We start from the raw sequence: 15,084 nt of genomic DNA on the forward strand, positions 1-15,084 counted from the left end.
GCCACTTTTCCCGGCGCAGGCGCCATCTTGCTGCCACCTGCTGCTAAGGCTGGGGACCCCAAACGACGGCCTCGAAAAGCCGTTATAGTAGCAGGTTTGGTTCCCTCCATTTTCGCCAGGTTCATGGAACAGATCCGTATCCGTGGGGCGCGTACCCACAACCTGAAAAACGTCAATCTCGACCTGCCGCGCCACAAGCTGGTCGTGATTACCGGGTTGTCCGGGTCGGGCAAGTCGTCGCTCGCGTTCGATACCCTTTATGCCGAGGGCCAGCGCCGCTACGTCGAAAGCCTGTCCGCGTATGCCCGCCAGTTCCTGCAGCTGATGGAGAAACCCGACGTCGACCTGATCGAAGGCCTGTCGCCGGCGATCTCGATCGAGCAGAAGGCGACGTCCCACAACCCGCGTTCGACCGTCGGCACGGTCACGGAAATCCACGACTACCTGCGACTTTTGTTCGCACGTGTCGGCACGCCGTACTGCCCCGACCACGACATCCCGCTGGAAGCGCAGAGCGTGTCGCAGATGGTCGACGCCGCACTCGCGCTGCCCGAGGAAACCAAGCTGATGATCCTCGCGCCCGTCGTCGCGGACCGCAAGGGCGAGCATGCCGAGCTGTTCGAGGACATGCAGGCGCAGGGTTTCGTGCGCTTTCGCGTGCGCTCGGGCGGCGGCGCCGCGAACGAAGGCGTCGCGAAGATCTACGAGGTCGAGTCGCTGCCGAAGCTGAAGAAGAACGACAAGCACACGATCGACGTCGTCGTCGATCGTCTCAAGGTGCGCCCGGACATGAAGCAGCGGCTCGCCGAATCGTTCGAGACGGCCCTGCGCCTCGCCGACGGCCGCGCGATCGCGCTCGAGATGGACACCGACCGCGAGTACCTGTTCAGCTCGAAGTTCGCGTGCCCGATCTGCTCGTACTCGCTGCAGGAGCTTGAGCCGCGCCTGTTCTCGTTCAACAACCCGATGGGCGCGTGCCCGGAATGCGACGGCCTCGGCCAGATCACGTTCTTCGACCCGAAACGGGTCGTCGCGCACCCGTCGCTGTCGCTCGCCGCCGGCGCCGTGAAAGGCTGGGACCGCCGCAACCAGTTCTACTTCCAGATGCTGCAGAGTCTCGCGGCGTTCTACGAATTCGACATCGATGCCGCGTTCGAGGATCTGCCGGAAAAAATCCGGAAGGTGCTGCTGTTCGGCTCGGGCAAGCAGACGATCCCGTTCTCGTACATCAACGAGCGCGGCCGCACGACGATCCGCGAGCACGTGTTCGAGGGGATCATCCCGAACCTCGAGCGCCGCTACCGCGAGACCGATTCGGTCGCGGTGCGCGAAGAGCTGTCGAAATACCAGAACAACCAGCCGTGCCCGTCGTGCGACGGCACGCGCCTGCGCCGCGAAGCGCGCCACGTGCGGATCGGCACGGGTGACTACGCGCGCGGCATCTTTGAAATCAGCGGCTGGCCGCTGCGCGACGCGCTCGGCTATTTCGACGGCCTGTCGCTCGACGGCGCGAAGCGCGAGATCGCCGACAAGGTGATCAAGGAAATCGTCGCGCGCCTCACCTTCCTGAACAACGTCGGCCTCGACTACCTGTCGCTCGAACGCAGCGCGGAAACCCTGTCGGGCGGCGAGGCGCAGCGCATCCGGCTCGCGTCGCAGATCGGCTCGGGCCTCACGGGCGTGATGTACGTGCTCGACGAGCCGTCGATCGGCCTGCACCAGCGCGACAACGACCGCCTGATCGCGACCCTCAAGCACCTGCGCGACCTCGGCAACTCGGTGATCGTCGTCGAGCACGACGAAGACATGATCCGCACGGCCGACTACGTCGTCGACATGGGCCCGGGCGCCGGCGAGCACGGCGGCGTGATCGTGGCCGAGGGCACGCCGAAGCAAGTGCAGTCGAATCCGCAGTCGCTGACGGGCCAGTACCTGCTCGGCAAACGCGTGATCGAGTACCCGGACGAGCGGCTCGCGCCCGATCCGGAGCGGATGCTGCGCATCGTCGACGCGCACGGCAACAACCTGAAGCACGTCGATCTGGAGCTGCCGGTCGGCCTGCTGACCTGCATTACCGGCGTGTCGGGCTCCGGCAAGTCGACGCTGATCAACGACACGCTGTATCACGCGGTCGCGCGCCACCTGTACGGTTCGTCGGCCGAGCCGGCGCCGCACGAGGCGATCGAGGGCCTCGAGCACTTCGACAAGGTGATCAACGTCGACCAGTCGCCGATCGGCCGCACGCCGCGCTCGAACCCGGCCACCTACACGGGCCTGTTCACGCCGATCCGCGAGCTGTTCTCGGGCGTGCCGACCTCGAAGGAGCGCGGCTACGATCCGGGCCGCTTCTCGTTCAACGTGAAGGGCGGGCGCTGCGAATCGTGCCAGGGCGACGGCGTGCTGAAGGTGGAAATGCACTTCCTGCCGGACGTCTACGTGCCGTGCGACGTGTGCCACGGCAAGCGCTACAACCGCGAAACGCTCGAAGTGCAGTACAAGGGCAAGAACATCAGCGAAGTGCTCGACATGACGGTCGAGCACGCGTACGAGTTCTTCAGCGCGGTGCCGGTCATCGCGCGCAAGCTGAAGACGCTGCTCGACGTCGGCCTCGGCTACATCCGCCTCGGCCAGTCGGCCACGACGCTGTCGGGCGGCGAGGCGCAGCGCGTGAAGCTGTCGCTCGAGCTCTCCAAACGCGACACGGGCCGCACGCTGTACATCCTCGACGAGCCGACCACCGGCCTGCACTTCCACGACATCGCACTGCTGCTGGAAGTGATCCACCGGCTGCGCGACCAGGGCAACACGGTCGTGATCATCGAGCACAACCTCGACGTGATCAAGACGGCCGACTGGGTGATCGACCTCGGCCCCGAAGGCGGCGCCGGCGGCGGCCAGATCATCGCGCAGGGCACGCCCGAGCAGGTCGCGAAGACGAAGGCGAGCTTTACCGGCAAATACCTGGCGCCGCTGCTCAAGCGCACGACCCGCAAGGTCGCGGCCGGCTGACGCATCCCGCCTGCCTCCCCTCCCGCGCGCGGCCGCCCGGCCGCGCGCCCTTGCGCACCGCCGAACCGGCCCCTTCTCGTTTTCCCTCCTGCGTTTACACCATGCGCCAAACGGCCCCGTTGCGGACCATAATGGCGGCTATACTTTACGGTCGTAAGGTTCGCCGTACGCACCAATCCGGTGCGGCGCCGGGCGAACACGGCTCTGCCGCGCATTCCGCGGCATGACACACGAACGACAGGAATCCACGATGGAGAAGCAACCAGACTCGTCGCGCGATGCGCAGAATCGCGAACCGCACCTGCGCAGCGTGCGGCTGACGAGCGACTTCAGCCTGCCGAAGCTGTCGGCACTCGAGATCGGCAGCTATGGGATCGCGATCCTCGCGATGTGGCTCGTGATCGAGCTCAAGCTGCTCGGTGGGCTGCTGGCCGGCCTGCTGGTCTACCAGCTGATCCACACGATCGCCCCCGTCATCGAACGCCACACCACGAGCATGCGCGCGCGCTGGGTCGCCGTCGTGCTGCTGTCGATCGCGATCGTCGGCGCGTTGACCGGCCTGACGATCGGCATCATCGAACACTTCGAGCGCACGGTGCCGAACCTGCAAAGCCTGCTCGACCAGCTGATGCAGATCGTCGAGCAGACCCGCGCCCGCACGCCGGCCTGGATCGCGAACCTGCTGCCCGTCGACGTCGAGCAGATGAAGACGAAGGCCGCCGTGTTGATGCACTCGCACATGGACCAGCTCCAGCAAAGCGGCAAGAGCGTCGCGCGCGGCTTCGGCCACGTGCTGTTCGGGATGATCATCGGCGCGATGATCGCGATCGGCGTCGAGCACGGCAAGGTGCGCCGGCCGCTGTCCACGGCGCTCGTCACGCGCGTGTCGCGCTTCGCCGACGCATTCCGCCGGATCGTGTTCGCGCAGATCAAGATCTCGGCGATCAACGCGGTGTTCACGGGCATCTACCTGCTCGTCGCGCTGCCGATCTTCCACCAGCGGCTGCCGCTGTCGAAAACGCTCGTGCTCGTCACGTTCATCGTCGGCCTGCTGCCCGTGATCGGCAACCTGATCTCGAACACGCTGATCGTCGCCGTGTCGCTGTCGGTCAGCATGGGCACGGCGATCGCGTCGCTCGCGTTCCTCGTGGTCATCCACAAGCTCGAATACTTCCTGAACGCGAAGATCATCGGCGGCCAGATCGAGTCGCGCGCATGGGAGCTGCTGCTCGCGATGCTGATCATGGAGGCCGCATTCGGGCTGCCGGGCGTGATCGCCGCGCCGATCTTCTATGCGTACCTGAAGCGCGAGCTGTACCTGCTGCGGCTGATCTGAAGCAGCCCCGCGTCTGAAGCGATAAAAAAACGCCGCGCCCCGTGAAGGGCGCGGCGTTTTTGTTTGTGATTGCCGGCCGACGGCCGGCAATCGGCAAATCAGCGGAACACGACCGTCTTCGTCCCGTTCAGCACGATCCGGTGCTCGACGTGCCACTTCACCGCGCGCGCGAGCGTCACGCATTCGACGTCGCGGCCGATCGCGGTCAGCTGGTCGGGCGTCATGCTGTGGTCGACGCGCTCGACTTCCTGCTCGATGATCGGGCCTTCGTCGAGATCGGTCGTCACGTAGTGCGCGGTCGCACCGATCAGCTTCACGCCGCGATCGAACGCCTGGTAGTAAGGCTTCGCGCCCTTGAAGCTCGGCAGGAACGAATGGTGGATGTTGATCGCGCGGCCGGCGAGCTGCTGGCACATATTCGGCGACAGGATCTGCATGTAGCGCGCGAGCACGACGAGATCGGCCTGGTGCTCGTCGATCACTTCCAGCACGCGCGCTTCCTGCGCGGCCTTCGCGGCATCGGACGAGCCGCCGATCAGCGGAAAATGATGGAACGGGATGTTGTAGCTCGCGGCGAGCTGGTAGAACTCCTTGTGGTTCGACACGATCGCCGGGATCTCGATCGGCAACTGGCCGGTGCGATAGCGGAACAGCAGGTCGTTCAGGCAGTGGCCGATCTTCGACACCATGATCACGACGCGCGGCTTCACGGCCGCGTCATGCATTTCCCAGCGCATCGAGAACTGCTCGGCGAGCGGCGCGAACTCCCGGCGCAGCGTGTCGAGCGCCGTCGCGGCATCCGCGCCGCCACCGTCCTGCTCGAAATGCACGCGCATGAAGAACTCGCTGGTGCGGCTGTCGCCGAACTGCGCCGAATCGAGGATGTTGTTGCTGCGCTCGAACAGGAAGCCCGAGACCGCATGGACGATGCCGTGCCGGTCGGGGCACGACAGTTTCAAGATAAAGCTGTGATCGGTCGGCATGACCGCTACTCCCTTCGTTTCCGGATTCGTCAAATTGCCCGTTCGCACCGCCGGACTGCGTGTGCGGCACGCGTCACGCGGCCGGTGCGAACAGGGCGTCGATGCCCGCCGCGTCGGCCGCCGGGATCCAGCGGTGGCGCAGCAGCGTGTCGAGCGTCGCGAGGCTCGCATCCATCGTCGCGCGGCCGGCGCGCAGCCAGCCGACCACCTCGGGCAAGCCGGCCAGCAGGTGCTCGGCCACTTCGCCGTCCTGGTTGCGCGGCGCGAAGTCGCGCGGCAGCCGCAGGTCGTACACGAAGATCAGTTCGGACTGCGTGCCTTCCGGCAGCGAGCACAGCACCTGCACCGCGCGGCCCGCGATCGCGCGCGCGGCCAGTTCGGCAGGAATGCCGGCTTCTTCCCAGCATTCCTTCGCGAGCGTCTCGTGAACGCCCAGGCCCCAGCCGATTCCGCCCGCGACGACGTTGTCGAGCATGCCGGGGTCGGTTGCCTTCGTCTCGCTGCGGCGGCCGAGCCACATCTGAGGGGCGGCCGCGGCGGACGGCTCGCCCGGCGCAACCGCATATTCTACGATGCCGTTCAGATGCACCGCGTAAGTCTGCGTACCGAAGAAGCGCGACGCGGCGCGCTCGATGTACGCGAGCGGCGGATCGTCGAAGCGGTTGCGGATCGCGTAGATCTCGTCGCGCCAGCCGGGAATCGCGCCTTCGGCCGCAAGCGCGCCGATCGCGCTCGCCAGCGCCATGCTGCGTGCGTCGACCGAGTCGTAGCGCGACGACAGCACGACGCGCTCGCCGGTCAGCTCGAACACGTCGGGCCAGCGGGCGAGCATGGCGACATCCTGGCGGCGCACCCAGCCGACTGCCTGGCCGGCAATCTCGAAACGCAGGTGCGCAGCGGGATCGAAGCGGCGCGCGGCCGCAATGCACGGAAACGTCATCGTCTGTCAGTCCTCCAGCGCCACGCGGATGCCGATCGCGATGAACGTCGCGCCGGCGATCCGGTCGAGCCACACGCCGGCCTTCGGGCGGCGCTTCAGCCACGCGCCGATCATGCCCGCGCCGACGCCGAACAGCGAGAAGACCGCGGCCGTCTGCAGCATGAACAGCGCGCCGAGTTCGAACATCTGCAGCGTCACGCTCTGCGCGCCGTGCGGATCGACGAACTGCGGCAGGAACACGACGAAGAACAGCGTGACCTTCGGGTTCATCAGATTGCCGATCACGCTCTGCCGGAAGATCGTGCCGAGCGGCTGCGGCGGGCGCGCATGCGCATTCGAGAGTCCCTGGCTGCGCAGCGCCTTGATGCCGATCCACACGAGGTATGCGGCGCCCGCGAGCTTCAGGATCTGGAACGCGACCGGCGACGAACGCAGCACGGCCGCGACGCCGAGCGCCGCGAGCGTCGTGTGGAACAGGATCCCGGCCGTGAAGCCGAGCGCGGCGACGAAGCCGGCCGCGCGGCCCTGCGAGATGCCGCGTGCGAGCACCTGCAGGTTGTCGGGCCCCGGCGCGAACGTGATCGCGATCGACGTGGCGAGAAACAGCATGAAGTTGGGCATCGTGACCTCGCTGCGTAACGTGGAAGCTCAGGCTGGCCGGCGTTCAGTGGCCGGCGAATTCGGTGACGGTATAAACCGGCAGTCCCGCATTGCGCAGCAGCGCCGAGCCGCCGAGATCGGGCAGATCGATGATCGCCGCGCCTTCGACGACCTCCGCGCCGAGCCGCTGCAGCAGGTTGCGCCCCGCCATCATCGTGCCGCCGGTCGCGATCAGGTCGTCCATGATGATCACGCGATCGCCGGGCTTGCACGCATCTTCGTGGATCTCGACCGTCGCGCTGCCGTATTCGAGGTCGTACGATTCCGAGCGCGTCTTGTACGGCAGCTTGCCGACCTTGCGGATCGGCACGAAGCCGACGCTCAGTTCGTACGCGACGATCGGCGCGATGATGAAGCCGCGTGCATCGAGGCCCGCGACATAGTCGAGCTTCGCATCGACATAGCGCTCGACGAACAGGTCGACGAGGATGCGCAGCGCCTTCGGGCTCTGCAGCAGCGTCGTGATGTCGCGGAACATCACGCCCGGCTGCGGCCAGTCGGGCACCGTGCGGATCTGGCTGTGGATGAAGGCGACCGGATCGAGCGGTGCGCCCGACGACGAATGCGGCATGAAACTCTCCGAAAAAAACGGTGCGCGAAGATCGGGCACCGTTTCGAATAAATACGGGTCAGGTTATCAAACCAGGCGCCGCTCACGCGGCCGCGGCTGGCGGTTCGCGCCGATGGCGCGACAGCCGCTCCTCCGCGAGCGCGAGCGCCTCGGGCAGCCCGCGCAGCACGACGATGTCGCTCGCGCGCAGCTTGGTTTGCGGATCGGGTTCGACGCCGCGGATGCCGTGCCGGCGAATCGCCGTGACTTCGAGCCCGAGTGCATACAGCCCCAGTTCTTCCAGCGAACGCCCGACCGCGTCCGCGCGCGCATCGACCGGCACCGATTGTAGCCGCACCTGCTCGTGGTCGTCGTCGTCCGCGTCGTCCGCGCCGCGAAAATAGCCGCGCAGCAGGCTGTAGCGTTCGTCGCGCATTTCCTCGACGCGCCGCACGACCTTGCGCATCGGCACGCCGACCAGCACCAGCGTATGCGACGCGAGCATCAGGCTGCCCTCGACGATCTCCGGAATCACCTCGGTCGCGCCGGCCGCGAGCAGCTTCTCGAGATCGGCATCGTCGACGGTGCGCACGATCGCCGGCAGCGTCGGCTCGAGTTCGTGCACGTGATGCAGCACGCGCAGCGCGGACGGCGTGTTCGCGTAGGTGATCGCCACCGCCGCCGCGCGGTGGATACCGGCCGCGAGCAGCGACTCGCGGCGCGCCGCGTCGCCGAACACGACCGATTCGCCGGCCGCCGCGGCCGCGCTCACGCGATCGGGGTCGAGGTCGAGCGCGACGTACGAAATACCTTCCTGTTCGAGCATCCGCGCCAGGTTCTGCCCTGCACGGCCGTAGCCGCAGATGATCACGTGGCCGCGCTGCTTGAGGCTTTGCGTCGCGATCCGCGTCATCTGCAGCGACTGCTGCATCCATTCGGTCGACGACAGCCGCATCACGATCCGGTCGGCGTTCTGGATCAGGAACGGCGCCGCGAGCATCGACAGCAGCATCGACGCGAGGATCGCCTGCAGCAGCGTCGAATCGACGAGATGCCGATCGAGGATCAGGTTCAGCAGCACGAAGCCGAATTCGCCGGCCTGCGCGAGCCCGATGCCCGTACGCATCGCGACGCCCGGTGTCGCGCCGAACAACCGCGCGAGCCCGGCGATCATCGTCGCCTTGAACAGGATCTGCCCGACGAAGAAACCGAGCACGAGCAACGGGTGCTCCCAGATCACACGCGGGTCGAGCAGCATCCCGGTCGTCACGAAGAACAGGCCGAGCAGCACGTCGCGGAACGGCTTGATGTCCTCCTCCACCTGATGGCGGAACGGCGTCTCGGAGATCAGCATCCCCGCGATGAACGCGCCGAGCGCGAGCGACAGGCCGAAGCGGTCGGTGATGAACGCGGCGCCGAGCGTGACGAGCAGCAGGTTCAGCACGAACAGTTCCTGCGAGCGGCGCCGCGCGACGACGTTGAGCCAGCGCGTCATGAAGCGCTGGCCGATGACCAGCAGCAGCGTGAGCGCGATCACGATCTTGACGGCCGCGAAGCCGAGCGTGATCGCGAGGTCCTTCGACGATTCGGCGCCGAACGCGGCGATCACGATCAGCAGGGGCACCACCGCGAGATCCTGGAACAGCAGCACGCCGAAGATGTTGCGGCCGTGCTCGGTCTCGATCTCGAGCCGCTCGGCGAGCATCTTCGACACGATCGCCGTCGACGACATCGCCAGCGCGCCGCCGAGCGCGATGCTGCCCTGCCACGTGATGTGCACCCAGTGCTCGAACAGCATGCCCAGCACGAGCGCGAGCACGAGCGTCGCGACGACCTGCAGCAGCCCGAGCCCGAACACGAGCCGCTGCATCGCCCTCAGCTTCGCCAGCGAGAACTCGAGGCCGATCGAAAACATCAGGAACACCACGCCGAATTCCGCGAGATGCTCGGCCCGTTCCAGATCCGCCGCGATGCCGAACGCATGCGGGCCGACCAGGATGCCGACGGTCAGGTAGCCGAGCATCGGCGGCAGGTTCAACGAACGGAATACGACGACGCCCACCACTGAGGCCAGCAGCAGCAGCAGGGTCATTTCGAGCGGGGAAATCACGGGCGAAGCGTCCTCGTTCGTCGGGGCCACGGCAATGCGGGCGCGGGTGGTGGCGGTGGTCAGGCGACCTCGGACGAGTCCGAAGGCCCGGCGCGGCGAACAAACGCCTTTGCTATACTCCGCGCATGATAGCGAAAATCAATGATGACCGGGCGCTCGCGCTCGCCCGCGACGTGCTCGACATCGAGGCGGACGCCGTGCGCGCGCTGCGCGACCAGCTCGACGGCGGCTTCGTCCAGGCCGTCGCGCTGCTGCTCGGCTGCCGCGGCCGCGTGGTGGTGTCCGGTATCGGCAAATCGGGGCATATCGCCCGCAAGATCGCGGCCACGCTGGCCAGCACCGGCACGCCGGCCTTCTTCGTCCACCCTGCCGAGGCCAGCCACGGCGACCTCGGGATGGTCACCTCCGACGACGTCTTCATCGGCATCTCCTATTCCGGCGAATCCGAGGAACTCGTGGCGATCCTGCCGCTCGTGAAGCGGATCGGCGCGAAGCTGATCGCGATCACGGGCCGCGCGGGGTCGAGCCTCGGCACGCTCGCCGACGTGAACCTGAACGCCGCGGTCTCGAAAGAGGCCTGCCCGATGAACCTCGCGCCCACCGCGAGCACGACCGCCGCGCTCGCGCTCGGCGACGCGCTCGCCGTGGCGGTGCTCGACGCACGCGGCTTCGGCTCCGAAGACTTCGCGCGCTCGCACCCGGGTGGCGCACTCGGCCGGCGCCTGCTCACCTACGTGCGCGACGTGATGCGCTCGGGCGACGACGTCCCGTCCGTCGGGCTCGACGCGACGCTGTCGGACGCCCTGTTCCAGATCACCGCGAAGCGCCTCGGCATGACCGCCGTGGTCGATGCCGACGGCAAGGTCGCGGGCATCTTCACCGATGGCGACTTGCGCCGCGTGCTCGCGCGCGACGGCGACTTCCGCACGCTGCCGATCACCGACGTGATGACGCGCGACCCGCGCACGGTTGCACCGGATCACCTCGCGGTCGAGGCCGTGGAACTGATGGAGCGCCACCGGATCAACCAGATGCTGGTGGTCGATGCCGACGGCGTGCTGATCGGCGCGCTGAACATGCACGACCTGTTTTCGAAGAAGGTGATCTGATGAGCGCAGCGCTGACTGCGGCCGAACGCGCGAGCCGCGTGAAGCTGATGATTTTCGACGTCGACGGTGTGCTGACCGACGGCGGCCTGCTGTTTACCGCGGCCGGCGACGCGATGAAGTCGTTCAATTCGCTCGACGGTCACGGCGTGAAACTGCTCGGCGAAGCCGGCATCGCGACCGCGATCATCACGGGCCGCCGCTCGGAGATCGTCGCGGCGCGCGCGAAGGAAATGAAGATCGCGCACCTGTTCCAGGGCGTCGAGAACAAGCTCACCGTGTTCACCGACCTGATCGCCTCGCTCGGCCTCACCGCCGACCAGTGCGGCTACATGGGCGACGACTGGCCCGACCTGCCCGTGATGCTGCGCTGCGGCTTCGCGACTGCGCCCGCGAACGCGCACCCCGAGGTGATCGCCCGCGCGCACTGGGTGGCCGAGGCCCGCGGCGGCCACGGCGCCGTCCGCGAAGCCTGCGACGCGATCCTGCGCGCGCAGCGCCGCTACGACGCGCTGCTCGCAGCCGCCTGCGGAGCCTGACGGATGAACACGCATTTCCGCTGGACCCAGTTGCTGCCGCTCGCCGCGGTCGCCGCGCTCGCGGGCGTCACCTGGTGGCTGCTGCAGGCCACGCTGCCGCCGCCCGGCGAGGGCACCGTGCAGCCGAAGCGCCATACGCCCGACTATTTCGCGGACAACTTCTCGGTCACCGAGCTCGACCAGTCCGGCACGACCCAGTACCGGTTGACGGCCGCGAAGCTGATCCATTACGAAGACACCGAAGACAGCGACCTGACCGCTCCGGCCATGCGCGCGTTCCAACCCGGCAAGCCGGTCGTGACGACCACCTCGAAGCGCGGCACCGTCAACGGCGACGTGTCGATCGTCGACTTGTACGACGACGCGCGCATCCTGCGCGCGGCCGGTGGCGGCGATCCGCAGATGCAGGCTGATTCCCAGCATTTCCGGATCTTCGTCAATGACGATGTGATCCAGACCGAAAAGCCGGTTAAACTTCAGCGCGGCCTGTCGCTCGTCAACGCGACCGACGGCATGAAGTACAACAACGTCACCCGGGTCATCGAGCTTTACGGCAACGTGCGCGGCACGATCGCCGCGCAGGACACGTCCGGCGGCTCGAAAGGTCAACCCAAGTGACGCATCCCTCACGTGACTGCATGAACGAATCGTTCCCTCGACAGATTTCCGGCGGCGCTGCGCGCGCCGTCCGCGCCGCGCTTGCCGCGACGCTCGTGGCGCTCCCGCTCATCGGGCTGGCGCCGCTCGCCCATGCCGAGAAGGCCGACCAAAGCAAGCCGATCAACGTCGAGGCCGACAACCTGACCTATGACGACCTGAAGCAGGTCACGGTCGCAACCGGCAACGTCGTGATCACGAAGGGCACGATCATCATCAAGGGCGATCGCGTCGAAGTGCGCCAGGACCCGGAAGGCTATCAGTACGCCACTTCGTTCGGCAGCGGCAAGAAGCACGCGACGTTCCGCCAGAAGCGCGAAGGCCTCGACGAGTACATCGACGGCGACGCCGAGCGCATCGACTACGACGGCAAGCAGGACCTGACCACGCTGACCACCGCCGCGACCGTGCGCCGACTGCAGGGTACGTCGACCATCGCCGATACCGTGCACGGCAGCGTGATCACGTACGACGGCCAGCGCGACTTCTACACCGCGAAGGGCGGCAAGGACGTCGCCGCGCCGGGCAACCCGAACGGCCGCGTGCGCGCGATGCTGTCGCCGAAGAACGGCGGCCCCGCGCCGCTGAACGGCGCGCCGGCAAAGCTGTCGCCGTCGACCACGATCCAGGGGGCGCCGGGCCAATGAACGCGCTACCGAACCGCCAGCCGGCCGGCACGACGAGCTCGCTCGTCGTCCGCAACCTGAAGAAGCGCTACGGCTCGCGCACGGTCGTCAAGGACGTGTCGCTCGACGTGAAGAGCGGCGAAGTCGTCGGCCTGCTCGGCCCGAACGGCGCCGGCAAGACCACGTCGTTCTACATGATCGTCGGCCTGGTGCCGCTCGATGCGGGCGAGATCTCGCTGAACGGCAGCTCGATCAGCCTGCTGCCGATCCACAAGCGTGCGTCGCTCGGCCTGTCGTACCTGCCGCAGGAAGCGTCCGTGTTCCGCAAGCTGACCGTCGAGGAGAACATCCGCGCGGTGCTCGAGCTGCAGCACGGCGAAGACGGCAAGCGGCTGTCGAAGGACGCGATCTCGTCGCGCGCCGAAGCGCTGCTCGACGAGCTGCAGATCGGCCACCTGCGCGAGAACCCCGCGCTGTCGCTGTCGGGCGGCGAGCGGCGCCGGGTCGAAATCGCGCGCGCGCTGGCCACCAACCCGAACTTCATCCTGCTCGACGAACCGTTCGCCGGCGTCGACCCGATCGCGGTGCTCGAGATCCAGAAGATCGTCAAGTTCCTGAAACAGCGCAACATCGGCGTGCTGATTACCGATCACAACGTCCGCGAAACGCTCGGCATCTGCGACCACGCCTACATCATCAGCGACGGCTCGGTGCTCGCCGCCGGTGCGCCGAGCGAAATCATCGAAAACGAAAGCGTACGCCGCGTGTACCTCGGCGAACACTTCCGGATGTAACTCCTCCTCGTGGCTGGCTGCACCCCGCCCGGCGTCGCCGCGCGGGGCCGCGCCCCGCTTCGCGGCCATGCCCGCGGCCGGGCGGCGCGCCGCGCGTAATCGCGGATGGCTCAACGCGCCTGGGTCGTGGCAAACTGCCGGTATGACTCCCTCCTTGCCATGAAAGCCAGCCTTCAACTCCGCCTGTCGCAACATCTGGCGCTGACGCCCCAGCTACAGCAGTCGATCCGGCTCCTGCAGTTGTCGACGCTCGAATTGCAGCAGGAAGTCGCGATGGCCGTCGCACAGAACCCGCTGCTCGAGAACGACGACGAATGGATCGCGAGCCCGCTGCGTGTCGCTGCGGACGGATCGTTGATCGCGCAGACGCCTCCCGCGCAGAACACCGAGCCCGCTGCGACCAACGGCAGCAGTTCGTCGAGCGATCGTGCCGAGCGCGACGAGCCGGCCGGCGCGGACGAATACGACGGTTATGCATCCGGCGACGGCAACGACGGCCCGCAGTGGAACCTCGACGAATACGGCCGCTCGAGCGGCGCATCCGACGACGACGACCTCCCGCCGCTGCAGGTGCAGGAAGCGGCGACGTCGCTGCGCGACCACCTGTCCGCGCAGTTGCGCGTCACGCAGGCCGGCCCGCGCGATCGCGCGCTCGTCATGTTCCTGATCGAATCGCTCGACGACGACGGCTACCTGACCGCCACGCTCGATGAAGTACTCGCCGACCTGCCGCCCGAGCTGGAGATCGACTGCGACGAACTGAACGCGGCGCTCGCACTGCTGCATAGCTTCGATCCGGCCGGGGTCGGTGCCCGTTCGGCATCCGAATGCCTGAAGCTGCAGTTGCTGCGCCTCGATCCGTCCCCGACACGCACGCTCGCACTCGAGATCGTGTCGCAGCATCTCGAACTGCTCGCCGCCCGCGACTTCACGCGGCTGCGCAAGCACCTGAAGGCGAGCGACGACGCGCTGCGCGACGCGCACACGCTGATCCGCTCGCTGGAGCCGTTCCCCGGCGCCGCGTACGGCAAGGCCGAGGCCGACTACGTCGTGCCCGACATCATCGTGAAGAAGGCCGGCCAGGGATGGCTCGCGGAGCTCAATCCGGAGGTCATGCCGCGCCTGCGGATCAACAGCCTCTACGCGAACATCCTGCGCAACAGCCGCGGCGATCCGGCGGCCGGTTCGCTCAAGCAGCAGCTCCAGGAAGCACGCTGGCTGATCAAGAACATCCAGCAGCGTTTCGACACGATCCTGCGTGTCGCGCAGGCCATTGTCGAGCGTCAAAAGAACTTCTTTGCGCACGGTGAAATTGCCATGCGCCCCTTGGTTTTGCGGGAAATAGCTGATACGCTGGGCCTACACGAGTCGACTGTCAGCCGTGTGACAACCGGGAAGTACATGCTGACCCCGTTCGGGACGCTTGAATTTAAGTACTTCTTCGGATCTCACGTCTCGACCGACACCGGAGGCGCCGCTTCGTCGACAGCCATCCGAGCCCTCATCAAGCAACTGATAGGAGCTGAAGACCCAAAATCGCCACTTTCGGACAGCCGCATTGCCGAGCTGCTGGCAGAACAGGGTTTCGTGGTCGCGCGCCGCACGGTTGCGAAATATCGCGAAGCCCTCAAGATCCCGGCAGTGAATCTGCGCAAGTCTCTTTAAGCCTGCTGCCTGCCCGGCGGCAGGCGTGTCCCGACCACCGCGCACACGGGGAACAGGCCGGGCGACCTGTCCACGATACGCCGCCTTCGTGCGGCACGGGCAAGTCGAC

The 15,084-nt window shown here is 67.0% G+C and carries 13 protein-coding genes; 8 read left to right on the plus strand and 5 right to left on the minus strand.

What is annotated here, in order from left to right:
- The first annotated feature begins 123 nt into the window (after positions 1-123).
- Together uvrA and CFB50_RS15475 are read left to right on the plus strand one after the other, a co-directional pair.
- Positions 124-3,009: an excinuclease ABC subunit UvrA gene (gene uvrA / locus CFB50_RS15470; RefSeq protein ID WP_089446435.1), complete on the plus strand. Its 2,886-nt coding sequence runs from the start codon at positions 124-126 to the stop codon at positions 3,007-3,009.
- A gap of 250 nt (positions 3,010-3,259) precedes the next feature.
- On the plus strand, positions 3,260-4,345 hold the full coding sequence (locus CFB50_RS15475) for an AI-2E family transporter (RefSeq protein WP_069248880.1): 1,086 nt from the start codon (positions 3,260-3,262) through the stop codon (positions 4,343-4,345).
- Between the two features lie 98 nt (positions 4,346-4,443).
- Here CFB50_RS15475 and purU read toward each other — a convergent pair whose 3' ends face one another.
- The 5 genes from purU to CFB50_RS15500 all read right to left on the minus strand — a co-directional run bounded on the left by purU (position 4,444) and on the right by CFB50_RS15500 (position 9,588).
- The gene (gene purU, locus CFB50_RS15480) at positions 4,444-5,328 is read right to left on the minus strand and encodes a formyltetrahydrofolate deformylase (RefSeq protein ID WP_069248881.1); all 885 of its coding nucleotides are present in this window, start codon (positions 5,326-5,328) and stop codon (positions 4,444-4,446) included.
- Between the two features lie 73 nt (positions 5,329-5,401).
- On the minus strand, positions 5,402-6,268 hold the full coding sequence (locus CFB50_RS15485) for an NUDIX hydrolase (RefSeq protein WP_089446436.1): 867 nt from the start codon (positions 6,266-6,268) through the stop codon (positions 5,402-5,404).
- Positions 6,269-6,274: 6 nt separating this feature from the next.
- Positions 6,275-6,889 carry a LysE family translocator gene (locus tag CFB50_RS15490; protein ID WP_089446437.1) on the minus strand — a complete coding sequence of 205 codons (615 nt, stop codon included), beginning with the start codon at positions 6,887-6,889 and terminating at the stop codon, positions 6,275-6,277.
- A gap of 43 nt (positions 6,890-6,932) precedes the next feature.
- Positions 6,933-7,499, minus strand: coding sequence for an adenine phosphoribosyltransferase (locus CFB50_RS15495; RefSeq protein ID WP_069257596.1), 567 nt, complete (start codon positions 7,497-7,499; stop codon positions 6,933-6,935).
- A gap of 82 nt (positions 7,500-7,581) precedes the next feature.
- Positions 7,582-9,588, minus strand: coding sequence for a monovalent cation:proton antiporter family protein (locus CFB50_RS15500; RefSeq protein WP_089446438.1), 2,007 nt, complete (start codon positions 9,586-9,588; stop codon positions 7,582-7,584).
- Between the two features lie 125 nt (positions 9,589-9,713).
- On the opposite strand from CFB50_RS15500, the gene kdsD reads away from it, so the two are divergent.
- From kdsD to CFB50_RS15530, 6 genes are all read left to right on the plus strand, one after another.
- The gene (gene kdsD, locus CFB50_RS15505) at positions 9,714-10,697 is read left to right on the plus strand and encodes an arabinose 5-phosphate isomerase KdsD (protein WP_089446439.1); all 984 of its coding nucleotides are present in this window, start codon (positions 9,714-9,716) and stop codon (positions 10,695-10,697) included.
- Complete coding sequence (locus CFB50_RS15510) at positions 10,697-11,233, plus strand: KdsC family phosphatase (protein ID WP_089446440.1); 537 nt, start codon at positions 10,697-10,699, stop codon at positions 11,231-11,233. The genes kdsD and CFB50_RS15510 overlap by 1 nt, the downstream gene beginning before the upstream one ends.
- Positions 11,234-11,236: 3 nt before the next feature.
- On the plus strand, positions 11,237-11,851 hold the full coding sequence (gene lptC, locus CFB50_RS15515) for an LPS export ABC transporter periplasmic protein LptC (RefSeq protein WP_089446441.1): 615 nt from the start codon (positions 11,237-11,239) through the stop codon (positions 11,849-11,851).
- 20 nt (positions 11,852-11,871) lie between these two features.
- The gene (lptA, locus tag CFB50_RS15520; RefSeq protein ID WP_069248887.1) at positions 11,872-12,537 is read left to right on the plus strand and encodes a lipopolysaccharide transport periplasmic protein LptA; all 666 of its coding nucleotides are present in this window, start codon (positions 11,872-11,874) and stop codon (positions 12,535-12,537) included.
- Positions 12,534-13,310 carry an LPS export ABC transporter ATP-binding protein gene (gene lptB / locus CFB50_RS15525; RefSeq protein ID WP_011353224.1) on the plus strand — a complete coding sequence of 259 codons (777 nt, stop codon included), beginning with the start codon at positions 12,534-12,536 and terminating at the stop codon, positions 13,308-13,310. The genes lptA and lptB overlap by 4 nt, the downstream gene beginning before the upstream one ends.
- Before the next feature lie 159 nt (positions 13,311-13,469).
- Positions 13,470-14,975, plus strand: coding sequence for an RNA polymerase factor sigma-54 (locus CFB50_RS15530; protein WP_089446442.1), 1,506 nt, complete (start codon positions 13,470-13,472; stop codon positions 14,973-14,975).
- Positions 14,976-15,084 lie beyond the last annotated feature (109 nt).

This window comes from Burkholderia sp. AU33423 (assembly GCF_002223135.1).
Taxonomy (GTDB): domain Bacteria; phylum Pseudomonadota; class Gammaproteobacteria; order Burkholderiales; family Burkholderiaceae; genus Burkholderia; species Burkholderia lata_D.